We start from the raw sequence: 24,695 nt of genomic DNA on the forward strand, positions 1-24,695 counted from the left end.
CATGAGCAAAGACACGAAATCCCCGCTGGTGCAGGGCTACGAAGTCGTTATCGGCTTTGAGACCCACACGCAGCTCACCACCCAATCGAAAATCTTCAGCCGCGCCTCCACCGCCTTCGGTGCCGAGCCGAACACGCAGGCCAGCGCCGTGGACTTCGCGCTGCCCGGCGCGCTGCCGGTGATGAACAAGGGCGCGGTGCAGCGCGCCATCGAGTTCGGCCTGGCCGTCAACGCGCACATTGCCGAGCGCAGCGTTTTCGCGCGCAAGAACTACTTCTACCCCGACCTGCCCAAGGGCTACCAGATCAGCCAGTTTGAAATTCCCGTGGTGCAAGGCGGTAGCGTCGAGTTTTTCCTGGACGGCGAAAAGCGCTCAGTGCGCCTGGTGCGCGCCCACCTCGAGGAAGACGCGGGCAAGTCGCTGCACGAAGACTTCATCGGCATGAGCGGCATAGACCTGAACCGCGCGGGCACGCCGCTGCTGGAGATCGTGACCGAGCCGGACATGCGCTCCTCGGCCGAGGCCGTCGCCTATGCCAAGGAACTGCACAAGATCGTCACCTGGATAGGCATCTGCGACGGCAACATGCAGGAAGGCAGCTTCCGCTGCGACGCCAACGTCTCGGTGCGCAAGCCGGGCGAGCCGCTGGGCACGCGCCGTGAAATCAAGAACCTCAACAGCTTTCGCTTCATGCAGCAGGCCATCGACTACGAGGTGCGCTGGCAGATCGGGCAGATCGAAGACGGCCACGCCATCGAGCAGGCCACCGTGCTGTTCGACCCCGACACGGGCGAGACGCGCAGCATGCGCACCAAGGAAGACGCGGCCGACTACCGCTATTTCCCCGACCCCGACCTGCCGCCGCTGGTGATCGGTCGCGACTGGGTGGAAAAAACACGCTCGGAAATGTCCGAGCTGCCGCGCGTGATGGCGGCGCGTTTCGTCAAGGACTACGGGCTGCCCGAATACGACGCCGGCCAGCTCACGCAGAGCAAGGCGACAGCCGCGTTTTTTGAGGCGGTGGCCGAGGCCAGCCAGCAAGCCAAGCTGGCCAGCAACTGGGTCATGGGGGAGCTCTCGCGGCGCCTGAACAGCGAAGAAAAACCGATCGAGGACTCCACCGTCAGCGCCGCGCAACTGGCGAGCCTGATCACCCGCATCGCCGACGGCACGATTTCAAACAATGCCGCCAAGCAGGTGTTCGACGCGCTGTGGACCGGCGAGGGTTCGAACGTCGACGCCATCATCGAGGCCAAGGGCCTCAAGCAGATGAGCGATACCGGCGAGCTCGAGAAGATCATCGACGAGGTGCTGGCCGCCAATGCCAAGAATGTGGAAGAGGTCAAAGCCGGCAATGCCAAGGCCATGAATGCGCTGGTCGGCCAGGCCATGAAAGCCACCAAGGGCAAGGCCAACCCGGCGCAGGTCAACGAGCTGCTGAAGAAAAAACTGGCTTAGGAGGCCGCGCCTGGGGACACCGGGCGGCCCGCGCCCGCCCCTTCAGTTTTTGGCGCTGGGGGCCGCCGGGCTTACAGGGCCTTCTCTCAAGGCCCACAGCTGCTTGAGCTTGACCAGCTCTTCGTCAAAGCGCTGGTTGACGCGCTTTTTCTCCTGCTCCTGGTCCTGGACGAACTTCCTCTGCACGGCCGAGCTGGCCTCGTTTTCTTCCACTTTGCGCTTGAGCCCCGGCGGCGCCTTGCCGGGGTCTTTGGCGTAGAACTCGAATTCGGCCTGGAGGGTTTTGCGCTGCTCGGCCAGCTCCGCCGTCCGCTTGTTGGAGGCCTTGATGACCTCGTCGACCTGGGCCAGGGCGATAACGCGTTCCTGGTCATGCACCGCGCGGCTGGGATAACGCAGCAGCAGGGCGCGGTCCCGGCGCTTGTCCTCGGCCTCGCGCGCGCGCGCCTCGGCGGCGGCCTTGTCCTTTTCTTCCTGCGCCGCGCGCTCCTGCGCGGTCAGCGAGGGCCCCACCTCGCGCTTCACCGTACCCGAGCGGTTCAGCTCCTTCTGGGTGCGGTCCATGCACTCGGCGATCGGGCGGTCGGCCGTGAGCTTGCGGCCTTTGCCGTCCACACAGGTGTAAATGTGCTGGGCCGCGGCCTGACTCGCCGTGAAGGCAGCCGACACCCAGATGACCATAAGCGCTGTTCGCAAGAGCAAATCGACTCCTTAATCCACGCCGTAGCGTTCCCGGTAGGCCAGCACGGCCTGGTAGTGCGTCTTCAGAGACAGTGCATCGGGACCGTCGGACCCCGGCGTGTCGCCCTGTGCTGAGAGATATTGCAGCAAGTCCGTCAGGCGCGCAATCGCGCAAACCTGAAGGCCCAGGTGTTTCGTAACATATTGCACGGCACTATGGCTCACATCCACGCCGTTTTCCGTGGCCTTCTCCTGGCGGTCCAGCGCCAGCGCCACCGCGTGGGGAACTGCGCCAGCGGCCCGGATGATGGCGATCGATTCGCGCGCCGCCGTGCCGGCGGACATCACGTCGTCAATGATGAGCACACGGCCCTTGACCGGCGCGCCGACCAGTGTGCCGCCTTCGCCGTGATCCTTGGCTTCCTTGCGGTTGTAGGCGAAGGGGTAGTTGCGCCCCAGCCGCGCGAGTTCGATGGCCACCGCCGCGGCCAGCGGGATGCCCTTGTAGGCCGGCCCGAAAATCATGTCAAAGGCCAGGCCCGTGCGCTTTTCCTCGGCCAGCAGGTGGCGCGCATAGAATTGCGCCAGCCGTCCCAGCTTGGCCCCGTCGTCGAACAGGCCGGCGTTGAAAAAATACGGGCTCATGCGCCCGGCCTTGGTCTTGAATTGCCCGAAGCGCAGCACGCCCGCCTCCACGGCGAACTGCACGAATTCCTGTGCCAGCGCGCCGTCCGCGGAAGTTGCCCCGTCCCTGTTGTCCTGTTGTTGCCCTGCCGTGCTCATTGGAAGTCCCATGTTTAAATTGACCAGCCTCAACCTCAACGGTATCCGCTCCGCGGCCAGTAAAGGCCTGCTGGACTGGGTTGCGCAGTCCATGCCGGATTGTATTTGCGTGCAGGAGCTGAAGGCCCAGGCGGCCGACATGAGCGGCCGTTTCGAGGAAATTGCCGGCCTCAAGGGCTATTTTCATTTCGCCGAGAAAAAAGGCTATTCCGGTGTGGGCATCTACACGCGCCATGAGCCCAGCGACGTGATCGTGGGCTACGGCTCCACCGAATTCGACGCCGAAGGGCGCTACGTCGAGCTGCGCTTTGACAGGCCCGGGCGCAAGCTGAGCCCCAAACTCTCCATCATCAGCTGCTACTTCCCGAGCGGCTCCTCGGGCGAGGAGCGCCAGGCCGCCAAATTCCGCTTCCTGGCCGAGTTTTACCCGCGCCTGCTGGCCCTGAAGGAAACGCGCGACTTCGTGCTGTGCGGCGACATCAACATCGCGCACCAGGAAATCGACCTGAAGAACTTCAAGGGCAATAAAAAGAACAGCGGCTTCCTGCCCGAGGAACGCGCCTGGATGACCGAACTGCTGCGCGACGCCGAACTGGCCAACGAGGCAGCCGACGAGTTGACGCAGCGCACCGGCCCTTCGACCCGGGGCGGCGGCATCGTCGACGTCTACCGAAAACTGCAGCCCACGGCGACCGACGCGGCCTACACCTGGTGGAGCAACCGCGGCCAGGCCTATGCAAAGAACGTGGGCTGGCGCCTGGACTACCACCTGGCCACGCCCGCCTTCGCGGCGCTGGCCCGCAGCGAGCACATCTACAAGGAACAGCGCTTTTCCGACCACGCGCCCATGAGCGTGGATTATGAGTTCAAGCTCTGACAACCACCCCCGTTCAGGCTCACTTCGTGTAGCCTGCTCCCCCAAAAATTGGTACACCCCTGTCCAAGCTCACTTCGTGTAGCTTGTTCCCCCCTCGAAGGGGCGGCGCCTCAGGCCGGCGAAGCCGGACCCTCGGCCCCCGCTGGTGGATACCCCCGCTAGTTGCGCCCTGAATTCTTCAGGCCAGCATGAGCCGTGGAACCGGCTTTGCCGGGCCACAGGCGGGCGGCCCCCTCGGGGGGCAGCGACCCACACGAAGTGGGGGAGCGTGGGGGCCTAACTCTGTTCTGCCCAGATCCGCTGGATCTGCGTGGACAGCTCCATGGGATCGAAGGGCTTGGGAATCACCTCCAGCGCGCCCAGGCCCTTGTACACCGCCACTTCGGCGGCCTGCACCTTGGCAGTCATGAAAATGACCGGTGTGCTGGCCGTGGCCGGCAGCTCGCGCAAGCCCTTGAGCGTGGTGGGCCCGTCCATGCCGGGCATCATGACGTCCAACAGCAGCAGGTCGGCCCCGGCGCCGGGCGCGGCATCCAGCGCCTCCTGGCCGGAGGCGCAGGCGATCACGGTGAAGCCTCCCACCGCTTGCAGCGCCATCTGCGCCACCATGCGGATGTCGGGCTCGTCTTCAACATAGAGGATGCGGTTCAGTGGTTTGGTCATGATGGTTCAACTCAAGGCTTGGGGACGGGTTGGGCCCGGATCGCCGGGAATCTGGAGGACTCGCTGGATTGTATTGAGCAGTTCGGTGTTTGAGGTATGGGCCTTGACCAGGACCGCGTCGGCATACCGGCCGTCGGACGGTTCGACGTCGCCGGCCGAGAACACGATCACCGGCGGGCGCGGATCCAGCGCGTCGATGTCCTCAAACAGGTCCCAGCCCGAATGGCTGCCCAGCGCCAGATCCAGCAGCACCAGGTCAAAGGGGTGCTCGCGCAGCAGGGCGCGGGCCTCGTCCAGCGTGGCGGCGAATTCGAAGCTCGCAAATTCGTGGGCGATGGCGGCGGTAATGCGCTGGATGTCCAGGTCGTCTTCGACATGCAGGATGCGCGGCTTTCCCGAGTCCAGGCTGGCGACGGCGCGGCGCAGGCTGTGGATCAGCAGGTGCTCGTCGATGGGTTTTTTCAGCCAGTCCGAAACCGTGTGCGGCTTGCGGTTGAATTGCAGCTCGCCCTGCTCGGCCATGGCCGAAATGACCACGACGGGCAGGTTGCGCGTGCTCTCGTCCTCGCGCAGCTGGCCGATGAAAGACACACCGTTCTGGCCGGGCAGCTTGAGGTCCACCGTCACCGCGTCGTAGCTGTTGGAGGCCAGGCTGGCCAGCGCCTCCTCGGCGCTGTAAGTCATGTCCGAATCAAAGCCGGCCTTGCCCAGCATCATGCTGATCAGGCGGGCCACGTCGGGGTCGCCCTCGCAGATCAGGATGCGCGGGCGCGACGACACCGCGGGCGGCCGCAGGGGCTTGAGCAGCGGCACCGGGTTGGTCCATTCGGGCATCTCAAAAAAGAAGGTGGTGCCCACGCCCGCCTTGCTCGAAAAACCGATGGTGCCGCCCATTTTTTCGACCAGGGCACGGGAAATATTCAGGCCCAGGCCGGTTCCGCCTTTCTGGCGGGTGTCGGAGGAGTCGGCCTGCGAGAATTTCTGGAAGATGCGGGAACTGAATTCCTCCGGAATGCCGGGGCCGGCGTCGACCACCTCCGCCCGCACTTTCTGCGCCGTGCGCGAGAGCCTGACCTCCACCACGCCGGCCTTGGGCGAAAACTTCACCGCGTTGGACAGCAGGTTGGTCAGCACCTGGGTCATGCGGTCGCTGTCGACGCGCACGTGCAGCGCCGCCTCGGGCGCCCGCATCACCAGGCTCACGCCGTGCTGGCTGGCAAAACCCTCGTTGGCGACCAGCGTCTGCTGCACCAGCTGCCGCAGGTCCACCACCTGCAAGTCCAGGCGCAGCTTGCCGGATTCGATTTTTTCGCTGTCCAGGATGTCGTTGATCAGCCGGATCAGGCGCTCGCAGTTGTTTTGCGCAATGGTCACCAGGCTCTTGACGGCATCGGGCAACTGGCCGGCCACGCCGCCCGAGATCAGGCCCAGCGAACCGCGTATCGAGGTGAGCGGCGTGCGCAGTTCGTGGCTGACGGTGGAAACAAACTCGGTCTTCATGCGGTCTATGCGCTTGAGCTCGGTGATGTCGGTGCCCAGCGAGAAAAAGCCGATCACCTTGTCCGCCGCCGAGCCTTCGCCGTAGCGCGGGAAATACTGCATCGCGTAGTGCCTGCGCTCACCCTGGGGCGTGACCTGCGTGCGCTCGTAGCGCACCGTATGCCCGCTCAGGACTTCATCCACCTTTTCCCGCACCGTTTCATACACCTGGGAACCCAGCACGTCGGCCAGCGGCTTGCCGTCGATCTGCTCGTAGCTCAGGCCGAAGTTGTCCTCATAGGCCCGGTTGTGAAAGCGAAAGCGCTGGTCGGTGTCCAGGTAGGCGATCAGGGCCGGCACCGTGTCGGTGACCTGGCGCAACTGCGACTCGCTGGCCCGCAGGGCCTTGGTGATGCGCTTGCTTTCGGTGATGTCATGCATCAGGGCGGTGAACACGCGCCGCCCGCCCACCTGCACGTCGCTGAAGGACACGCTGACCGGGAATTCGGTGCCGTCCTTGCGCAAGGCGAGCACTTCGCGCCCGGAAATCCGGAAAGCCCCGGGCCGCGCATGCATCATCGCGGTGAATTCCTTGTACTGGCCGCGCAGGCGCTCGGGCACCAGTTCCGAAACGTCACGCCCCACCAGTTCGCTGCGCTCGTAGCCGAAAAGCTGCAGCGCGGCGGCATTGGCCTCCAGCACGATGTCCTCCGAGGTGGTGGTGATCACGGCCTCCACCATGCCTTCGGTGATGCTGCGGCTCATGGCTTCGCTGTCGCGCAGCTGGGCCTCGCCGCTTTTTCGCACCTGCTCGTAGTGCTTGACCACATAAACCACCCAGCCCAGCATGCCGAAAAACAGGGCGCTGGCGGCCACGATGAGGCTCAGCGCCCACTGCGCGCTGCGCTCGGCCGCCGCCTGTGCGTCACGCCACTTGTAGGACTCGCGGTTGCGCGCGCCTTCGAGCAATGCATTGGTGCGCAGGCGCAAATCTCGGTTGGCCTGGCTGGCCAGGACGGCAGCCGCCGCCTCGGGGCCGCCCGCCTTGCGCGCCGCGATGGCCTGGTTCGCGGTCTGGGCGCGCTGGTTGATCAATTCGTCAAAATCCGCCGACTCCTGCAGCACATTGGCGCTGCGCGTGCGGGCCCTGACAGCGCGCAATTCCACCCGGGCTTCCTGGAAGGCCGCCAGGTCGTCCTCGCGGCCGCTCAGCAGGTACTGCCGCAGCGTGGACTCGGCCGTTCGCAGGCTGGAATCCACGCGCTCCAGCGTCACCAGCGTGTCCTCGGTCCGCACGCGGGACTGCGCCGTCTCCAGCAGGCGACTGATGGCCATATAGGACGCCGTGCCCACCACGGCCATGAGCACCACACCGCCGGCCATCGCGACCTTGATCTTTTTCAGGAAGATGGCGGAGGATGGCATGGGCAGTTCCTTCGCAAGCCGTCAGGCAGCGCTGTGAAAGCGCTGCTGCAATTGCTCAACGGCCCGGCCCACTTCGGCCTGCGCCTCGGGCGCCAGCGCCCGCTCCGTGCCGACATGGGGGCTCAGGGCCAATTCCAGCGCCTGTGCGGCCAGCCCGAGTTCCGCCCAGCCAAAAGTCGCCGCGGAGCCGGCCAGGCTGTGCGCATGGCGCTCCAGCGTCGGCAAAGCCTGGGCCAGGTCCTCGCCCCGCAGAATCTGCTGCCAAAGCAAGCCGACCTGCTCCAGCCGGCGCGGCAGGGAGCGGGTGTAATCGGCGCGCTGCTCCTCCAGGAATGCGATCAGGGCCGGGTCGGTGCGCGTCATGGCATCGGGATGGAGGGTGCCCGCCGTGCGTCCGTGCCCCGCCACCGCGCGAAAAAGGCGGCCTGTCCAGGAGGAAGCGGAGGGCTCATGCGGCCCATCTTAAGGCGCAAGTATCAAAAAGCAGCGTAGGACAAGTACGAGTGGTTGCCGCCCTTGATGCCCCTTTGATGCGGGTCCATCCCGCACAAAAACCGCACAAGGCAAACTCGTTAAACCTTATGCCTTGATATGTAGCGAATTACATCAATAGTCGCGCAGAAATTGAATACCTTCGACCTCATTCATCACGCGCCGAACCCTTGATCAAGCTGACGGATCGGCCGCCTTCCCGAGTGCCGCGACCAGATCCGACTGGGTAATAATCCCGACCAGCCGCTCACCCTCGCCAATGATGGGGATGTGGTGGTGGCCGGTGCTGCCGAACAGTGGCACCAGCTCCACCAGCCGGCGCTGCCGGCCCGCCACGCGCACGTTGCGGGTCATGATCTGCCCCACGACCTCGGGCTTGTCCGAATACACGCTGCGCGTGCTGCGCACCAGCTGCCTGAGCTTGGCATCAAAGCCCTCGTACAGGTCCAGGTCGGCGGCACGCATGAAGTCCGCCACCGTGATGATGCCGGCGATGCGAAAGCCGCGGTCCACCACCGGCAGCGCCTTGATGCGGCGCTCCCTCAGCAGGGCCCAGGCCTCCTCAAGCGGCGTGCCGAATTCCACCGTCACCAGCTCGCGCGACATGATGTCTTCGCAGCGTACCTCGGCCAGCTTCCGGTCGTAGGCGCGCAGCCGCGTTTCGGCCAGCAGGGCCTTGAGGTCGTCGCGGCTCACGTCCAGCACCTGGTTGTAGCGTGCCAGCACGGCGTCCAGATCGGCGTCGAGCTGCCGGTCCTGGGCCGAGGGCGCCGCGCCCGGCGGCGGCAGCTGCGTGTGCGGGTAGGCGCGCCGCGTCGCGTTGTTGTAGAGGATGCCCATGAGCACCAGCAGCACCGAATTGAGCATCACGGGATAAAAGGCGAACACCGGGCTGGAGATGCCGCCCAGCACCATCATCAGCGCCGTGGCGCCGCCCGGCGGGTGCAGGCAGCGCAGCGCCAGCATCAGCGCAATCGCCGTGGCCACCGCCAGGGCGGCGGCCAGCTCGGGCGAGCCCAGCAGGTGCGCGCCGTGCACCCCGGCGATGCCGGCCAGCGCCGACAGCGTGTTGCCACCCACCACCGGCCAGGGCTGCGCCATGGGGCTGGCCGGCACGGCAAAGATCAGCACCGCGCTGGCCCCCAGCGGCGCCACCAGCCAGGGCAGGCCGGGCACCGCCCAACCGGCCAGATGGCACAGCAGCCCCGTCAGGAAGATACCGAACAGCGAACCCGCCACCAGGCGCAGGCGTTCGCGCGTGTTGATGCGGGTGCGCGCGGGGCGAAAGGCCCGCCACCAGGCGCGTGAAAAGAGGGCGGCGCGCTGCGTCAAACCGGTTACCGGAGACGGCCAGCCTGGTTAGCTGCGGGCGCGTTGATAAAGGGCTTGTACCTTGGGCACATTGGCCTGCAGTTGCTGGATGCGCTCAGGGCCCGAGGGATGGGTGGACAGAAAGCTCGGGCCGGAAGATCCGCCGCCGGCCTGGCCCATCTTTTCCCACAGGCTGACGGCCGCCTGCGGGTTGTAGCCGCCGCGCGCGGCCAGCTCCAGGCCCACCAGGTCGGCATCGGTTTCGTCCTCGCGGCTAAACCGCAGCGTCAGCAGCTGCGTGCCTATGCTGGCGGCCAGGTCGCCGACCTGGCCCCAGCCCAGCAGCTGCGCGCCCAGCGACAGCAGGGTGCCCGTGCCCTGGCTTTTGGCGATGCGCGCACGGGCGTGCTCGCGCAGCGCGTGGGCCATTTCGTGGCCCATGACCATGGCCGCCTCGTCGTCGGTCAGCTTGAGCTGGTCGAGGATGCCGGTATAAAAGGCGATCTTGCCGCCCGGCATGCAAAACGCGTTGATCTGTTTGCTGCCCAGCAGGTTGACCTCCCAGCGCCATTGCCTGGCGCGGTCGTTCCACTGGGCGGTCTGCGGCACCAGCTTGGCGGCAATGGCGCGCAGCCGCTGCAGCTGCGGGTTGCCCTGCGGCGCCAGCGCGCCCTTGGCGCGGGCTTCGGCCAGCAGCTTGCTGTATTCCTGGGTGGCGGCGCCTTCAATCTCGTCGGCGGGCACCAGGTTGCGCAGCTGGGATGCGGGCCCGACATCCACCTGGGCGCGCAGCGGCATGGTGGCGGCCGTCGCCGCGGTACCGGCAGCGGCCAGCAGAAATGCCCGGCGGCCAGGCCAGGCGGAGTGTTTGGCATCGCATAAAAAGCACATGGGTGAATAATAGTCACAAATCGAAATGGCCATGTCAGACAAAACCCCCTCCGCCGAGCTCTCCCCTCCCCCTCCCAAAACCTCCTGGCGCGATGTCTGGCATGTGTATGCCGAGGCGGCCACGCTGCGCATGTTGTTTCTGGGCTTTTCCGCCGGGCTGCCGCTGCTGCTGGTGTTCGGCACGCTGAGCTTCTGGCTGCGCGAAGCCGGCATAGACCGCACCACCATCGGCTACCTGAGCTGGGTGGGCCTGGCCTACGGCTTCAAGTGGGTGTGGGCGCCGCTGGTGGACCGCATGCCGATCCCGCTGCTGACACGCCTGCTCGGGCGCCGACGCAGCTGGCTGCTGCTGTCGCAGCTGGTCATCGCGGCGGCGCTCACCGGCATGGCCCTGACCGACCCCCGGGTGGCGCTGCTGCCCGTGGTGTGGTGCGCGCTGGCCGTGGCCTTCGGCTCGGCCACGCAGGATATCGCGCTGGACGCCTTTCGCATCGAATCGGCCGACACGCAGCGCCAGGCGGCGCTGGCAGCCGCCTACCAGACCGGCTACCGCATCGCGATGATCTGGGCCGGCGCCGGCGCGCTATGGATCGCCGCGCGCGCCGAAGTCGGCGATGCGGCCACCTACCAGCACGGCGCCTGGCAGGTCGCCTACCTGGCCATGGCCGCCTCCATGCTGCTGGGCATGGCGACCGTGCTGCTGTCGCCTGAGCCGGCGGCCCGCGTGATGCCGCCCTCGCGCAACGCCGTCGAATGGCTCAAGACCGCGCTGGTCGACCCTTTTGCCGATTTCCTGCGCCGCTACGGCAAGCAGGCGCTGCTGATCCTCGCGCTGATCGCCATCTACCGCATCAGCGATGTGGTGATGGGCATCATGGCCAACCCGTTTTACGTGGACATGGGCTACACCAAGGACGAGGTGGCGGCGGTGACCAAGATTTACGGCGTCATCATGACGCTGGCCGGCGCCTTTGTCGGCGGCGCGCTGGCCATGCGCTTCGGCGTGATGCGCGTGCTGATGCTGGGCGCGGTGCTGAGCGCGGCCAGCAACCTGCTGTTCGCCTGGCTGGGCACGCGCGGCCATGACGTCACCTCGCTGATCTTCGTGATCTCGGCCGACAACCTGTCCAGCGGCATTGCCTCGGCCGCCTTCATCGCCTACCTGTCCAGCCTGACCAACGTCAATTATTCGGCCACGCAGTACGCGCTGTTCAGCTCCATGATGCTGCTGCTGCCCAAGTTCCTGGCCGGCTACTCGGGCAAATACGTGGACGCCTTCGGTTACAGCCATTTCTTCACCGCGACCGCCCTGCTGGGCTTGCCGGTGCTCGTGCTGGTGGCCCTGGCCTCGCGGCTTCAGCCTCCGAAGTCCCAATAGGAACAGGCACCTGCAGCTATTAAATTTATAGCTTCAAAACAGCCGCCAGATACCCGTGCGGCGGAGTATGCTGGTGGACTGCCGCCCCGGTTTACCGTAACTTTACGATGGCTTCAAGCGCGATTGTTGCGTGCGGCGCAGCATGAACCTATCGTGTTCCACCCTGGCGGACACCCTGCAACCGAGGACCTCTCCATGACCCAACAACTCCTGATGATCGAAGACGACGCCCGCCTGGCCAGCATGGTGGGCGAGTACCTGCGCCAGTCGGGCTATGGCTTCACCCACGCGGCCGACGGCGCGAGCGGGCTCGCCGCGCTGGAAGGCAGCAACCCCGACCTGGTCATCCTGGACCTGATGCTGCCCGACATGGACGGCCTGGAAGTCTGCCGGCGCATCAAGGGCCAGGGCAGCGACAGCGCCAACACCGCGGTGCTGATGCTCACCGCCAAGGGCGACCCCATGGACCGCATCGTCGGCCTGGAAATCGGCGCCGACGACTACCTGCCCAAGCCGTTTGAGCCGCGCGAGCTGCTGGCGCGCATACGCGCCGTGCTGCGCCGCGGCGGCGACACCGCCAGCGCCGCGGCCAACGGCGGCCACAAAGTCATGCGCTTCGGCTCGCTGGAAATCGACCGCGATGCGCGCACCGTCTCGGTGTCGGGCAGCCCCTGCGAGCTGACCTCCTACCAGTTCGACCTGCTGGTGGCGCTGGCCGAACGCGCCGGCCGCGTGCTCAGCCGCGACCAGATCATGGAAGCCGTGCGCGGCCGCGAGCTCGAAGCCTTCGACCGCTCCATCGACGTGCACATGGGCCGCATCCGCAGCGCCATCGAGGCCGACGCCAAGGATCCCAAACGCATACTCACCGTGCGCGGCGTGGGTTATGTGTTCGCCAAGCAGCAGGACTGATCTTCATGTGGGGCCGTTTCACTTCGCACCTCTATGTACGCATTTGGCTGGCGGTGGTCGCCACCGTGGTCGTGCTGACCTTCCTGGTCGGCGCGGCCTGGCGCCTGAGCGCCGACCCGCCGCAGCTGCCGATACGCGAAGTGCTGGTGCACAACGACAAGGGCCAGGTCATAGGCACGGCGCAGACCCGGCCCGACCGCAAGCTCGGCGACGACCTGGAGTTCGACGTGGTCACCAATGACGGCCAGACCCTGAACCTGCTGCTGCCCCGGCCCAAGCGCCCGCCGGGCAACCCCTGGATGCGCCCGCCTTTTGGTTTCGGCTTCGGCTGGATGCTGGGCCTGGTCGGCCTGGCCGTGGCCGTGGGCGCCTACCCCGTCATGCGGCGGCTGACGCAGCGGCTCGAGGCCCTGCAGCGCGGCGTGGAACGCTGGGGCGCGGGCGACCTGTCGGCCCGCGTCAATGCCGACGGCAAGGACGAGGTGGCTTTCCTGGCCGGGCGCTTCAACCACGCGGCCGAGCGCATCGAAACCCTGATGGAGTCGCACAAGTCGCTGCTGGCCAACGCCTCGCATGAATTGCGCTCGCCGCTGGCGCGCATCCGCATGGGCCTGGAGCTCATGGGCACCGACGCCGCCTCGCCCCAGCGCAAGGAAATCTCGCGCAGCATCAACGAGCTCGACCAGCTGATCGACGAGATCCTGCTGGCCAGCCGGCTGGACGCCAAACAGGCTGACGCGGAGCCTTTTGAAACCCTGGACCTCACGGGACTGGCAGCCGAGGAATGCGCGCGCGTCAACGCCGAACTCAGCGCGGAACTCGGCCAGCAGCCGGCCGCCGGCCTGGGGCTGGACGCCGCCAGCCACAGCCTGACCGTGCAGGGCTCGCCGCGCCTCCTGCGCCGGCTGATCCGCAACCTGCTGGAAAACGCCAGGCGCTACAGCACCGGCGAGATCAACCTCGAGCTTGCGCAAACCCGCGTCGGCGCCAAACAGCTGGCCGTGGTCAAGGTGCACGACCGCGGCCCAGGCGTTCCGGCCGGCCAGCGCGAGCGCATCTTCGAGCCGTTTTACCGCCTGCCCGGTGCCAGCGAGCGCGAGGGCGGCGTGGGCCTGGGCCTGGCGCTGGTCAAGTCCATCAGCCAGCGCCATGGCGGCAACGTGCGCTGCGAGGCACGGCCCGGCGGCGGCGCGTCCTTCATCGTGGAGCTGCCCGTGGCCCACGCGGCCGCCCTGCCAGCAGCGTGAAATAAGTCACGAACTTGCGACGATTCGGCTGAAATTCCCGCCGTCTCCTCTATTTGGAGAATGGTCAAACCCTGCGCGATCACCGACAGTTGCGGGCGTTGCTGTCACAACACCCGCAATTTGAGGGAAACAGGGAAATAAAAACCAGACGTCGGTGAAGCACTCTTTTGATCTCCCAACGACGTTCTCCCACCCAGGAGAACTTTCAACAGGCCACCGCAAGGTGGCCTTTTTTTTGCCCCGCTGCCAGGCAGCGCAGGCTTTGATACCCTAGGGCCTCCTTCCCAGCACAGGACCGCAAGCCATGAGCACCGCCGCCACGCCCCAGCCCGCCAACATCCCCCAGGGCTTTTTCCCGTCCACCGCGGACCGCATGCCGCTGATGCCGCGCGAGGCCATGTCTACAGCGCAGCGCGAAGCCGCCGATGCCATCATCGCCGGGCCGCGCAAGGCGGTGTTCGGCCCCTTCATCCCGCTGCTGCGCAGCCCGCAGCTCATGGGCCGCGTCGGCGACGTGGGCGCCTACCTGCGTTTTGAGAGCACGCTGGACGCGCGCATACGCGAACTCGCGACCTGCGTGGCGGCCCGCCACACGGCCAACCAGTTCGAATGGCTGATGCATGCGCCGCTGGCGGTGGCCGCGGGCGTGGCCCAGGCCACCATCGACGCGATCGCCGACGGCCGCCAGCCGCGCGGCATGGCCGATGACGAAGCCGTCGCGCTGGACCTGAGCTTTGAAGTGCTGCGCCAGCACGGCTGCAGCGACGCGACCTATGCCGCGGCCGTCAAGACCTTTGGCGAACAGGGCGTGGTCGAGTTGGTGAGCCTGGTCGGCTACTTCGTGATGGTGTGCTGGGTGATGAACGTGGCGCGCACGCCGACGCAGGCCAAGCCGGGCGTGGCGCCGCTGTCCGCCTTCCCCGCCTAGGAAATTGGCGCCAGCGCCGCCAGCACGCGGTCGGCGCTGATGTCGTTCAGGCAGCGCGTGTGGCCCAGCGGGCATTCGCGTTCAAAACAGGGCGCGCAGTCCAGCGGCGGCTGGTAGGCCGCATCGGCCTTGAGCCAGAGCACGCTGGCCTTGCCGCTCAGCGGCGGCGTGTGCAGCGGGCTGGACGAACCGAAAATCGCGACCTGCGGCACGCCGAAAGCCGCCGCCACGTGCATCAGGCCCGAGTCGTTGCTGATGGTGGATTTACAGGCGGCGATCAGGCACAGCGCCTGCACCAGCGAGGTCTTGCCCGCGAAATTCAGGCAGTGGCCGGCTTTCGCCGCATTCACGGGCGCGGCGATTTCCTCGCACAGCGCCGCTTCCTTGCCTGAACCCAGCAGCACCACCGGCAAGTCCAGCCGAGCGGCCAGTTCCGAGAAATGGCGGGCCGGCCAGCGCTTGGCGGGCCCGTATTCGGCGCCGGGTGCAAACACGTAGTAACCGCCGCGCCGCAAGCCCAGTTCGGCCAGCGCCTGGTCGATTTCAGCCGGCGCCATCTGCAGCCGCGGTTTGTCCTTGTCGAGATCGCCCTCCCCGCTCAAGGCCGAATAAAACGCCACCATGGGCGGTTTGTTCTTGGGGTTCTTGAGCCGGTGCGTGAGCAGGCCCACGCGCGCTTCGCCGAAATAACCGATGCGCTCGGGAATGCTGGCAAGGAAGGGCAGCAGCGCGCTTTTCAGCGAGTTCGGCAACACATAGGCTTTGTCGAAACGGCCTTCAATGCGCTTGGCGATCGCGCGGCGTTCGCGGAACTGCAGGCCGCCGTGCGCAAAAGGGAATTCGATGACCTCGGCCACCTGCGGCATGGCGCGGTATACCGGTGCCACCCAGGGCAAGGCCCCCACCGTGAGACGCTCGCCGCGCGCATGCAAGCGGCGCAGCAACGGCTCGGTCATCACCGCGTCGCCTATCCACTGCGGCGCGATGACGAGGGTGTTTTTAGTGGCCACCACCGAAATGCTCGCCGTCTTTTAATTTGTAGACGGTCCCGCAATAGGGGCATTTCGCTTCGCCGGTGCGCGCCACATCCAGGTAGACCTTGGGGTGGCTGTTCCAGATTTTCATGTCGGCCTTGGGGCTGGGGCAGTAGACACCGCCTTGCGCATTCAGGTCGGAGGCCAGCAGTTCAACGGAAGAAGAAGTACTCATGTGCGTATCAAACCTTGGCGAGCCAATGGGCGTATTTGGGATTGCGGCCGTTGACGATGTCAAAGAAGGCGCTCTGGATTTTTTCGGTGATGGGGCCGCGCGAGCCGGCGCCGATTTCAATGCGGTCGAGTTCGCGGATCGGCGTGACTTCGGCGGCGGTGCCGGTGAAAAAGGCCTCGTCCGAGATATACACCTCGTCGCGCGTGATGCGCTTTTGCACCAGCTCCAGGCCCAGGTCCTTGCAGATGTGCAGGATAGTGTTGCGCGTGATGCCGTTGAGCGCGCCGGCCGAGAGGTCGGGTGTGTAGACCACGCCGCCCTTGACCACAAAAATGTTCTCGCCCGCGCCTTCGCTGACGAAGCCCGAGGCGTCCAGCAGCAGCGCCTCGTCGTAGCCGTCGTCCAGCGCTTCCATATTGGCCAGGATGGAGTTGGTGTAGTTGCTCACCGCCTTGGCCTGCGTCATGGTGATGTTGACGTGGTGGCGCGTGTAGCTCGAAGTCTTCACGCGTATGCCGCGCTTCATGCCCTCTTCACCGAGGTAGGCGCCCCAGGCCCAGGCCGCGACCATCAGGTGGATCTGGTTGCCCTTGGGGCTGACGCCGAGTTTTTGCGAGCCTATCCAGGTCAGCGGGCGGATGTAGCAGGACTCCAGCTTGTTCTCGCGCACCACGGCCTTGGTGGCTTCGTTGACTTCTTCCTGGGTGAAGGGAATCTTCATGCGCAGGATCTTGGCGCTGTTGAAGAGGCGCTCGGTGTGCTCTTCAAGGCGGAAGACCGCCGTGCCGCCGGCCGCGTTGTAGGCGCGCACGCCTTCAAAAGCGCCGCAGCCGTAATGCAGGGTGTGGCTCAGCACGTGGATCTTGGCGTCGCGCCAATCGACCATCTGGCCGTCCATCCAGATTTTGCCGTCGCGGTCTGCCATGGAGGGTGCTACTGGGGGCATGATGGGAATCCTGTTCTATGTGGGGTGATGCGGGAAGCCGGGCGCGCGCGGGGCGCCGCCCGAAAAACCTGAATTGGCGATTTTACGGGGCGGGCGGCGCCGCGTCCTGCGCGGGCCTGAAAAGCTCATGGTGGGCCAGCTTGCCGCCCACAAAGGTGCAGGTGACGCTGGATTCGCCGGCATCGGCCCAGCGGAAAATCTCGGGCTGCTCATCCTTGGGCGAAAGCAGCTCGCCCAGCGCCCGCGTCATCGCCACGACGTGCAGCAGCGTCATGCCGGGCTTGAGCTTGGCATTGAGCATGACCGCGCTGTCGACATACCCTATGGGGCGGTTGGCCGCGCGTTTGAGGATCTGCATCATGCGGCTGAAATGCAGCAGCACCCACATCACCAGGCCGCCGGCCACCGCGGCCACACCGGCCCAGCCGTAAAAGCGGTAGCCCAGCACAACGGCCGCGACGCCGGCCACGGGAACAAGGATTTTCTGGAAGTTCATGGCGCTATTTTCGCAGCCCCGGCCCGGCGGCCGGCTGCGGGGACTGCGTAGGCCCTAGGCCGCCCGCATCGCCCAGCCCGTGGCCAGCGCATGCGCCCAGTCGCTACGCCCGCGGCTGGCCGCCACCTGCGACTGCGCCAGATGGTCGTAAGGCACGGCGCGCAGATCGACGCGCCAGCCCGCGCCGGTTTTTTCGGCGATGGCATAACGCGCGTGCGGCGCGCCGTTTTCCACGACGTGCGGATGCGGGTGGGCGTCGTCATAGGCCTGCAGCCCGACGCTGCCGGGGTTGACGATGAGCACGTCGCCGCACTGCGCCAAACGCGGCACATGGGTGTGGCCGCACAGGACCAGCGTATGCCCGGACTGCGCCGTGGCGCCCAGGCGCTCGCGCACTTCATCCGCCGTGGCCGGGCGTATGCCCGTGGCGTGGCCCGCGCCGAAGCCGGGAATGGTGGTTTCCAGCCAGTAAATCAGGTCGCTGGCCGGCGTGCCGTGGCACAGCAGGATGTCGCCGCCGGCCAGCGCCAGGCTTTCGGGCAGTGAGCGTATCCACGCCAGGTGCGCCGAACCCAGCTGGGCCGCCGTGTAGCCGTCGGTGCCCAGGGGGTCCAGGTACTGGCCCTGGTCGATCAGCTCCAGCACCTGCCGTTCATGGTTGCCGCGAATCGTGGGAAAGCCGCGCGCCATCAGCAAATCAGCCGTTTCGGCCGGCTGCAGTGGCCCGCTGAGGATGTCGCCGAGGTTCACCACCTGGTCCACGCCCTGGCCTTCGATGTCGGCCAGCACGGCCTCAAGCGCCGGCAGGTTGCCGTGGATGTCGGAGATGGCGGCGAGTTTCATGCCACTGATTGTGCAACGCCTCAACCCAGGCCGCGCACCACGTTCATTGCCTCTTCCACCCGCTCCACCGCGTGGATGGTCAGGCCCTCGATGGGCTTTTTGGGCGCGTTGGCCTTGGGCACCACGGCCACGCTGAAGCCCAGCTTGGCGGCTTCTTTCAGGCGCTCCTGGCCGCGCGGGGCCGGCCGCACTTCGCCGGCCAGGCCCACTTCGCCAAAGGCGATAAAACCCTTGGGCAGCGGCTTGCCGCGCAGGGACGAGGTGATGGCCAGCATCACGGACAGGTCGGCGGCCGGCTCGCTGATGCGCACGCCGCCCACGGCGTTGACAAACACGTCCTGGTCCATGCAGGCCACGCCCGCATGGCGGTGCAGCACGGCCAGCAGCATGGCCAGGCGGTCGCGGTCCAGGCCCACCGAGAGGCGCCGCGGGCTGGGCCCGCCGTTGTCGACCAGCGCCTGGATTTCAACCAGCATGGGGCGCGTGCCTTCCAGCGTGACCAGCACGCAGCTGCCGGGCACCGGTTCGCTGTGCTGGCTCAAAAAGATGGCGCTCGGATTGGCCACGCCCTTGAGGCCTTTTTCGGTCATCGCGAACACGCCGATCTCGTTGACCGCACCGAAGCGGTTCTTGATGGCGCGCACCAGGCGAAAGCTCGAATGCGTGTCGCCTTCAAAGTAGAGCACGGTGTCCACCATGTGCTCGAGCACGCGCGGGCCGGCCAGCGCGCCCTCTTTGGTCACATGGCCCACCAGCACGATGCACACGCCGCTGGACTTGGCGGCGCGCGTGAGGTGGGCCGCGCATTCGCGCACCTGCGCGACCGAGCCGGGCGCGGAAGTCAGCTGGTCGGAATACACGGTCTGGATGGAGTCGATGACGGCGATCGCCGGCTGGGTGGCTTCCAGCGTGGCGAGGATTTTTTCAAGCTGGATCTCGGCCAGCACCTTGACCTGCGAACCGTCCAGCCCGAGCCGGCGCGAGCGCAGCGCGACCTGCGCGCCGCTTTCTTCACCGGTGACATACAAGGTGTTGAGCCCGGCGCGTTGCAGCGAATCAAGCGCCTGCAGCAGCAGCGTCGATTTGCCGATGCCCGGGTCGCCGCCTATCAGCACCACGCCGCCTTCCACGATGCCGCCGCCCAGCACGCGGTCCAGTTCTTCGTGGCCGGTGGGCGTGCGCTCCATGTCGGTGGCTTCGATATCGGACAGGGCGGTCACGTCGGAGGCCTTGGCCAGCGACTGGAACTGGCTGCTGTAGCGGTTCTTGCCCGGCGCGCCGCTCTCGGCGGCCGATTCGACCAGCGTGTTCCAGGCATTGCAGTGCGGGCATTTGCCCAGCCACTTGGGGCTGCTGCCGCCGCATTCGCTGCAGGTGTAAATCGTCTTGTCTTTGGCCATACCCGATATTACTGTACAAATAACCAGGTTTTGGGTTTTGATCATGATGCAGGTCGCGCCCGCCCAACCAGCCGGCCGCCTGCCTTGGTCCCGCCTGCTCAGCATAATTGCGCGCTTGCACAGACAATGGCTTTTTGCTTTTCGTGTATTTCCCCGCCGACCCGACTCCCATCGCCTTCTTGAGGACACCGCACCATGAACATCTCGCGCCGCCAGCTCATACAGTCTTCCAGCGCCGCCGCCCTGCTCGCCGGCATAGGCCGGCAGGCCTGGGCCCAGGCCCTTGACAGCACCAAGGTCATCGCCGGCTTCGCGCCCGGCGGCACCGCCGACATCGTCTCGCGCCGCGTGGCCGACAAGCTGCACCCCGGCTATGCCAAAAGCGCGGTGGTCGAGAACAAGACCGGCGCGGGCGGCCAGATCGCCGTGCAGTTCGTCAAGACGGCCGCGCCCGACGGCGCGACGGTGCTGCTCACGCCCATGTCCATGCTGGGTATCTACCCGCACACCTACAAGAAGCTGCCCTACGACCCGGTGGCGGACCTGACCCCGGTCTCGGCCGCGGCGATTTTTGACTACGGCTTTGCCGTCGGCCCCATGGTGCCGGCCAGCGTCAAGACCGTGCCCGACTTCCTCGCCTGGTGCAAGGCCAACCCCGGCCAGGCCAACTTCGGCTCGCCGGCGGCCGGCTCCTCGCCGCACTTCATAGGCGCGCTGCTGGGCCGTGCCGGCAACGTCGACCTGCGCCACGTCGCCTTCCGCGGCACCCAGCCCGCGGTACTCGACATGGTGGGCGGGCAGATCGCCGCCGTGTCGGGCCCCACCGGCGAATTCACCCAGCATGTGGCGGCCGGCAAATGCCGCCTGCTTTCCACCAGCGGCCCCAAACGCAGCCGCTTCACGCCCAACACGCCCACGCTCGTGGAGCAGGGCTTCAAGGACATGGCCTTCACCGAATGGTTTGGCTTTTTCCTGCCGGCCAAGGCGCCGCAGGATGTGGTGCAGCGCCTGAACGCCGGCATACGCGGCGCGCTGGCCTCGCAGGACGTGATCGACGGGCTGGCCGTGTCCTTCCTGGAGCCGGCGCCCACCTCGCCGGCCCAGCTCGCCGCCATGCTCAAGGCCGACACCGAGCTCTGGGGCCCGCTGGTCAAGGCCGTGGGCTTTACTCCGGAAGGCTAGGCCCCCCGCTAGTGGGCAGGTGCCGCCCTTTACGCCGGGCGGCCGTTTTGTTGTGATCAAGAGAACCATGGGCAACAGCATGAAGGTTTGTATTTACGGCGCGGGCGCCATAGGCGGCTGGATAGGCATGGGGCTGGCACGGGTCGGCTGCAGCGTCAGCGTGGTGGCGCGCGGCGGCACGCTCGAGGCCTTGCAGCTGCACGGCCTCAGGCTGAACCAGGGCGGCACGGTCAGCTCGCAGGCCGTGGCCTCCAGCGCCCGGCCGGCCGAGCTTGGCGTGCAGGACATGGTGGTGCTGGCCGTCAAGGCGCCCTCGCTGCCTGAGGTCGCGCGCCAGATCGCGCCGCTGTTGGGCCCGGACACCCTGGTGCTGACCGCCATGAACGGCGTGCCCTGGTGGTTTTTGCAAGGCTTTGGCGGCGCGCKGGCCGGCCAGCGCCTCAGCTCGGTGGACCCAGCGGGCGAGATCGCCGAGGCGATTCCGGCGCGGCACATCGTGGGCTGTGTGGTGCATGCGAGCTGCTCGCTCGACGAGCCCGGCCAGGTGCACCACCACTTCGGCAACAAACTCATCATTGGCGAGCCTTCGGGCGAGAAGACCGCCCGCGTGCTGCAACTGGCCGCGCTGCTCGAAAAAGCCGGCTTCGAGGCCCCGGTGTCGGACCAGATCCAGAAAGACATCTGGTTCAAGCTCTGGGGCAATATGACGGCCAACCCGATCAGCGCCCTGACCGGCGCGACCATGGACCGCGTGCTCGACGACGAACTGGTGACGGCCTTTACCCACAGCATCATGCTGGAGGCCAAGGAAATCGGCGCGCGCATAGGCATCCCCATCCACCAGACCCCCGAGGAGCGCCATGTCATCACCCGCAAGCTGGGCGCCTTCAAGACCTCCATGCTGCAGGACGTGGAGGCCGGCAAGCCTGTCGAGCTCGACGCACTGGTGAGCGCCGTGCGCGAACTGGGCCAGTTGACGGCCGTGCCCACGCCCTCTACCAACGCCCTGCTGGGCCTGGCGCGGCTGCAGGCGCGGGTCAAGGGCCTGTACTGAGGCCCGCCGCTTCATTCCATTCACCCCCCCTTTTTCCAGGAGACAACATGAAACACATAGGCGTCATAGGCGCATCGGGCATGATGGGCCACGGCATCGCGCGCAACCTGCTGGCCAAAGGCTTCACCCTCAGCCTGACCGTGCACCGCAACAGGGAGCGCGTAGCCGACCTGCTGGCCGCCGGCGCCAAACAGGCGTTCGGCCCGGCCGAACTCGGCACCTGCGACGCCGTCGTGATTTGCGTGACCGGCTCGCCCCAGGTAGAAGAAACCTTGCTGGGCCCCAACGGCGTGCTGTCCAAGGCCAGGGCCGGCCTGGTCGTGATCGACACCTCGACCAGCGAGCCCGAGTCCACGCGCCGCCTGGCCGCTTTGTGCGCGCAGCATGGCGCCATCCTGGTCGATGCGCCGCTGGCGCGCACGCCGGTGGAGGCCGAGCTCGGCAAGCTCAACACCATGGTGGGCGCCGAGCAGGCGGTGTTCGACAAGATCCGCCCGGTGCTGGCGGCTTACTGCGAAAACATCTTCCACGTGGGCGGCCCCAGCGCCGGCCATGTGGTCAAGCTGCTCAACAACTTCGTTGCCCAGGCCATCTGCACGGCCACGGCCGAAGCCTTTGCCGTGGGCGCGCTGGCCGGCATTGAGCCGCAAAAACTGGTCGACGTGGTGTCCGCCGGCGCGGTGAACTCGGGCCTGTTCCAGGCCATGGCCAAAACCCTGGGCGGCGATTTCGCCGGCCTCAAGTTCGAGCTCGACAACGCGCGCAAGGACTTGCGCTACTACACCCACCTGGCCGAACTCATGAAAGTGCCGTCCCTGGTCGGCGAGGCCGTGCACCAGAGCCTGGTGACCGCCAGCGCGCTGGGCTACGGCAAGGAGTTTGTTCCGGCGCTGGTGAAGGCGCAGGAAAAGCTGACCGGCGCGAAGATCACGCCGCAGTAAAGAGCGCAGCCCGCTACAAGGCCTTGGCGTACACCACAAAGCCGGATTTTTCGGCCACCTGGTCGTACAGCCGCATGGCCGTGGTGTTGGTTTCGTGGGTTTGCCAGTACACCCGGTCGCAGCCCGCCGCCCTGGCTTGTTCATAGACGGCCTCGATCAAGGCCTTGCCGACGCCGCGGCCGCGCACCGATTCGGCAGTGAACAAATCCTGCAGGTAGCAGACCGGAACAATGCGGGTGCTGCTGCGGTGATACAGGTAGTGCGTGAGGCCGACAAGCTCGCCATTCCCCGTTTCGGCGACCAGCGCATGCACCGGCTCATAGGCATCAAAAAACCGCGACCAGGTCATGGCGGTGATCTCATCAGCCAGCGCGGTCGGGCCGGAGCGGCCGTAAAAGCGGTTGTAGCCGGCCCAGAGCGGGAGCCAGGCGGTGAAGTCCGCTTTGCAGACGGGACGGATGGTGACAGCGGAAGTCATGGGTGATCGATCAGGCATTCAATTCCACGGACCGGGTGGTTCCGGATTTTTTGCGCACCACCACCGTGCCGGCCATCTTGTCGTGCCAGCCCTGCTTGCGCGCGTCAAAAGCCACCCAGAAAATGCCCAGGCCCAGCGGGATGCAGGAAACAAAGTAACCGAGGTAGCGGATCAGCAGCTGGCCGGTGCTCGGGTTGTGGCCGGTGTTGGCGTCAACTATGCGCGCGGCAATCGCCATCTTTCCGGGCGTGGCCTGGCGCGCCACCCAGAACGCGATCACCGCCGCCGCGGGCAGCACCCAGGAGATCAGGAAATCCAGGGGGCCGTGGACGAAGCTCGTGCCCGCCCAGTAGGCATCGCCGTAAATCGCCGTCAGCAGCGGGTACACCACGATGCCCAGCAGCAGGGTGTCGATGATGGACGCCCAGACGCGGATCCAGAAACCCGCGTATTCCAGTTCTTCCGATGCCATGGAAAACTCCAGTTGGAGAGGTTTTTCATTCGACCTGTACGGGCACGCGCTGCGCGAGCGCGCACATCAATTCATAGCCCACGGTGGCGCCGGCCTGCGCGACTTCGTCGATGGACAGCTCGGCGCCGCCTCCAGCGCGGCCCCACAGGGTGACTTCGCTGCCCATGCCCGCGGCGGGCACGGGCGTGAGGTCCACCGTGATCATGTCCATGCTGACGCGGCCCACCATGCGGGTGCGCACGCCGTTCACCAGCACGGGCGTGCCGGTGCTGCAGTGGCGCGGGTAGCCGTCGGCGTAGCCGCAGGCCACGATGCCTATGCGCAGCGGGCCGTCGGCGGTAAAGCTTGAGCCATAACCCACGGTGTCGCCGGCCTTGAGGTCCTGCACGCCGATGATTTTTGACGACAGCGTCATGGTGGGCTGCAAGCCCCAGCCGGCCGCCGTGTGTTCGGGGAAGTCGGGCGCGCTCCCGTAGACCAGGATGCCGGGCCGCACCCAGTCGGAGCGGCCGGCCAGTACGTCGCGGTGGCGCAGCGTGGCGGCGCTGTTGCTCAGCGTGCGCTCGCCGGGCAGGTCGTGCGTGACGGCATCGAAGGCTTGCAGCGCCGCGCTGATGCCCTTGGGGCCGTCGGCGTCGGAGAAGTGCGTCATCAGCGTGATCTCCTCGACCTGCGGCAGCGCATTGAGGCGCGTCCAGGCGGCGCGGTAGCGCTCAGGCGGAAAGCCCAGGCGGTTCATGCCCGAGTTCATCTTGAGGAACACGCGGTGCGGCAGCTGCGTCTTGTGGGCGGCCAGCATGTCGATTTGCTCATTGCAATGGATCGAGTGCCACAGGCCCAGGCGCGAGCACAGCTCCAGGTCGCGCGCGTCAAAGCAACCCTCCAGCAGCAGGATGGGGCCGCGCCAGTCGAGCGCGCGCAGGCGCTGGGCCTCGGCCAGGTCCAGCAGCGCGAAACCGTCGGCGCTGCGCAGCGCGTCGAAGACGCGTTCTATGCCGTGCCCGTAGGCGTTGGCCTTGACGACGGCCCAGACCTTGGCGTCGGGCGCGGCGGCGCGCGCAACGCCCAGGTTGTGGGCAAGCGCCGCGGTGTGGATGGTGGCAAGAATGGGACGTGGCATGGTGCAAAGAAGAAGTTGGTGCGGGCGG

At 66.5% G+C, this 24,695-nt stretch carries 25 protein-coding genes; 9 read left to right on the forward strand and 16 right to left on the reverse strand.

The genetic code is table 11. The features are described from left to right. Position 1 precedes the first annotated feature (1 nt). Positions 2-1,459: an Asp-tRNA(Asn)/Glu-tRNA(Gln) amidotransferase subunit GatB gene (gatB, locus tag AC1DUN_RS10390; protein WP_477713872.1), complete on the forward strand. Its 1,458-nt coding sequence runs from the start codon at positions 2-4 to the stop codon at positions 1,457-1,459. A 42-nt stretch (positions 1,460-1,501) separates the two neighbouring features. On the opposite strand, the gene AC1DUN_RS10395 is transcribed toward gatB, so the two are convergent. Both AC1DUN_RS10395 and pyrE read right to left on the reverse strand, forming a co-directional pair. Next, complete coding sequence (locus AC1DUN_RS10395) at positions 1,502-2,140, reverse strand: DUF4124 domain-containing protein (protein ID WP_477714092.1); 639 nt, start codon at positions 2,138-2,140, stop codon at positions 1,502-1,504. A 30-nt stretch (positions 2,141-2,170) separates the two neighbouring features. Beyond that, the gene (pyrE, locus tag AC1DUN_RS10400) at positions 2,171-2,923 is read right to left on the reverse strand and encodes an orotate phosphoribosyltransferase (protein ID WP_477713873.1); all 753 of its coding nucleotides are present in this window, start codon (positions 2,921-2,923) and stop codon (positions 2,171-2,173) included. Positions 2,924-2,933: 10 nt separating this feature from the next. Here pyrE and AC1DUN_RS10405 point away from each other — a divergent pair, with 10 nt between their 5' ends. Continuing rightward, on the forward strand, positions 2,934-3,800 hold the full coding sequence (locus AC1DUN_RS10405) for an exodeoxyribonuclease III (protein ID WP_477713874.1): 867 nt from the start codon (positions 2,934-2,936) through the stop codon (positions 3,798-3,800). A gap of 276 nt (positions 3,801-4,076) precedes the next feature. On the opposite strand, the gene AC1DUN_RS10410 is transcribed toward AC1DUN_RS10405, so the two are convergent. From AC1DUN_RS10410 to AC1DUN_RS10430, 5 genes are all read right to left on the reverse strand, one after another. Further along, positions 4,077-4,463, reverse strand: coding sequence for a response regulator (locus AC1DUN_RS10410; protein WP_074578274.1), 387 nt, complete (start codon positions 4,461-4,463; stop codon positions 4,077-4,079). A gap of 6 nt (positions 4,464-4,469) precedes the next feature. Beyond that, positions 4,470-7,367: a PAS domain S-box protein gene (locus AC1DUN_RS10415; protein ID WP_477713875.1), complete on the reverse strand. Its 2,898-nt coding sequence runs from the start codon at positions 7,365-7,367 to the stop codon at positions 4,470-4,472. Positions 7,368-7,388: 21 nt separating this feature from the next. Next, a complete protein-coding gene (locus AC1DUN_RS10420; protein ID WP_477713876.1) occupies positions 7,389-7,730 on the reverse strand; it encodes an Hpt domain-containing protein in 342 nt (113 codons plus the stop codon). 303 nt (positions 7,731-8,033) lie between these two features. Then, entirely contained in the window at positions 8,034-9,191 is a 1,158-nt protein-coding gene (locus tag AC1DUN_RS10425; protein ID WP_477713877.1) for an HPP family protein, read from the reverse strand. Between the two features lie 27 nt (positions 9,192-9,218). Continuing rightward, complete coding sequence (locus AC1DUN_RS10430) at positions 9,219-10,061, reverse strand: M48 family metallopeptidase (RefSeq protein ID WP_477713878.1); 843 nt, start codon at positions 10,059-10,061, stop codon at positions 9,219-9,221. A 31-nt stretch (positions 10,062-10,092) separates the two neighbouring features. Between AC1DUN_RS10430 and AC1DUN_RS10435 the strand changes: the two genes are divergently transcribed. The 4 genes from AC1DUN_RS10435 (at position 10,093) to AC1DUN_RS10450 (ending at position 14,526) form a co-directional block, all read left to right on the forward strand. Continuing rightward, complete coding sequence (locus AC1DUN_RS10435) at positions 10,093-11,439, forward strand: AmpG family muropeptide MFS transporter (protein WP_477713879.1); 1,347 nt, start codon at positions 10,093-10,095, stop codon at positions 11,437-11,439. A 195-nt stretch (positions 11,440-11,634) separates the two neighbouring features. Further along, positions 11,635-12,351 (forward strand): response regulator, encoded by a 717-nt coding sequence (locus AC1DUN_RS10440; protein ID WP_477713880.1) that lies wholly within the window; start codon positions 11,635-11,637, stop codon positions 12,349-12,351. A 5-nt stretch (positions 12,352-12,356) separates the two neighbouring features. Further along, positions 12,357-13,598: an ATP-binding protein gene (locus AC1DUN_RS10445; protein WP_477713881.1), complete on the forward strand. Its 1,242-nt coding sequence runs from the start codon at positions 12,357-12,359 to the stop codon at positions 13,596-13,598. Positions 13,599-13,902: 304 nt separating this feature from the next. Continuing rightward, positions 13,903-14,526: a carboxymuconolactone decarboxylase family protein gene (locus AC1DUN_RS10450; RefSeq protein WP_477713882.1), complete on the forward strand. Its 624-nt coding sequence runs from the start codon at positions 13,903-13,905 to the stop codon at positions 14,524-14,526. On the opposite strand, the gene waaF is transcribed toward AC1DUN_RS10450, so the two are convergent. The 6 genes from waaF to radA all read right to left on the reverse strand — a co-directional run bounded on the left by waaF (position 14,523) and on the right by radA (position 19,420). Continuing rightward, entirely contained in the window at positions 14,523-15,539 is a 1,017-nt protein-coding gene (waaF, locus tag AC1DUN_RS10455) for a lipopolysaccharide heptosyltransferase II (protein ID WP_477713883.1), read from the reverse strand. The genes AC1DUN_RS10450 and waaF overlap by 4 nt on opposite strands. Beyond that, the gene (locus AC1DUN_RS10460) at positions 15,526-15,735 is read right to left on the reverse strand and encodes a zinc-finger domain-containing protein (protein WP_007873859.1); all 210 of its coding nucleotides are present in this window, start codon (positions 15,733-15,735) and stop codon (positions 15,526-15,528) included. The genes waaF and AC1DUN_RS10460 overlap by 14 nt, the downstream gene beginning before the upstream one ends. Before the next feature lie 7 nt (positions 15,736-15,742). Then, on the reverse strand, positions 15,743-16,681 hold the full coding sequence (locus tag AC1DUN_RS10465) for a branched-chain amino acid transaminase (protein ID WP_007873858.1): 939 nt from the start codon (positions 16,679-16,681) through the stop codon (positions 15,743-15,745). An 82-nt stretch (positions 16,682-16,763) separates the two neighbouring features. Next, positions 16,764-17,177 (reverse strand): glycerate kinase, encoded by a 414-nt coding sequence (locus tag AC1DUN_RS10470; RefSeq protein WP_477713884.1) that lies wholly within the window; start codon positions 17,175-17,177, stop codon positions 16,764-16,766. A gap of 54 nt (positions 17,178-17,231) precedes the next feature. Beyond that, positions 17,232-18,020: a metallophosphoesterase family protein gene (locus AC1DUN_RS10475; RefSeq protein ID WP_477713885.1), complete on the reverse strand. Its 789-nt coding sequence runs from the start codon at positions 18,018-18,020 to the stop codon at positions 17,232-17,234. Between the two features lie 20 nt (positions 18,021-18,040). After that, positions 18,041-19,420, reverse strand: coding sequence for a DNA repair protein RadA (radA, locus tag AC1DUN_RS10480; RefSeq protein ID WP_477713886.1), 1,380 nt, complete (start codon positions 19,418-19,420; stop codon positions 18,041-18,043). Between the two features lie 195 nt (positions 19,421-19,615). Between radA and AC1DUN_RS10485 the strand changes: the two genes are divergently transcribed. The 3 genes from AC1DUN_RS10485 to AC1DUN_RS10495 all read left to right on the forward strand — a co-directional run bounded on the left by AC1DUN_RS10485 (position 19,616) and on the right by AC1DUN_RS10495 (position 22,597). Next, the gene (locus tag AC1DUN_RS10485) at positions 19,616-20,602 is read left to right on the forward strand and encodes a Bug family tripartite tricarboxylate transporter substrate binding protein (protein WP_007873854.1); all 987 of its coding nucleotides are present in this window, start codon (positions 19,616-19,618) and stop codon (positions 20,600-20,602) included. A 79-nt stretch (positions 20,603-20,681) separates the two neighbouring features. Beyond that, a complete protein-coding gene (locus AC1DUN_RS10490) occupies positions 20,682-21,656 on the forward strand; it encodes a 2-dehydropantoate 2-reductase (protein ID WP_477713887.1) in 975 nt (324 codons plus the stop codon). Between the two features lie 47 nt (positions 21,657-21,703). Beyond that, positions 21,704-22,597, forward strand: a complete 894-nt coding sequence (locus AC1DUN_RS10495; RefSeq protein WP_477713888.1) for an NAD(P)-dependent oxidoreductase — start codon at positions 21,704-21,706, stop codon at positions 22,595-22,597. Between the two features lie 13 nt (positions 22,598-22,610). Here AC1DUN_RS10495 and AC1DUN_RS10500 read toward each other — a convergent pair whose 3' ends face one another. The 3 genes from AC1DUN_RS10500 to alr are packed head-to-tail and all read right to left on the reverse strand — an operon-like array spanning position 22,611 to position 24,667. Beyond that, the gene (locus AC1DUN_RS10500) at positions 22,611-23,075 is read right to left on the reverse strand and encodes an N-acetyltransferase family protein (RefSeq protein ID WP_477713889.1); all 465 of its coding nucleotides are present in this window, start codon (positions 23,073-23,075) and stop codon (positions 22,611-22,613) included. A gap of 10 nt (positions 23,076-23,085) precedes the next feature. Next, positions 23,086-23,547 (reverse strand): RDD family protein, encoded by a 462-nt coding sequence (locus AC1DUN_RS10505; protein ID WP_477713890.1) that lies wholly within the window; start codon positions 23,545-23,547, stop codon positions 23,086-23,088. Positions 23,548-23,572: 25 nt separating this feature from the next. Next, on the reverse strand, positions 23,573-24,667 hold the full coding sequence (gene alr / locus AC1DUN_RS10510) for an alanine racemase (RefSeq protein WP_477713891.1): 1,095 nt from the start codon (positions 24,665-24,667) through the stop codon (positions 23,573-23,575). Positions 24,668-24,695: the final 28 nt, after the last annotated feature.

The sequence above is a fragment of the Polaromonas sp. P4_F6 genome (genome assembly GCF_056401275.1).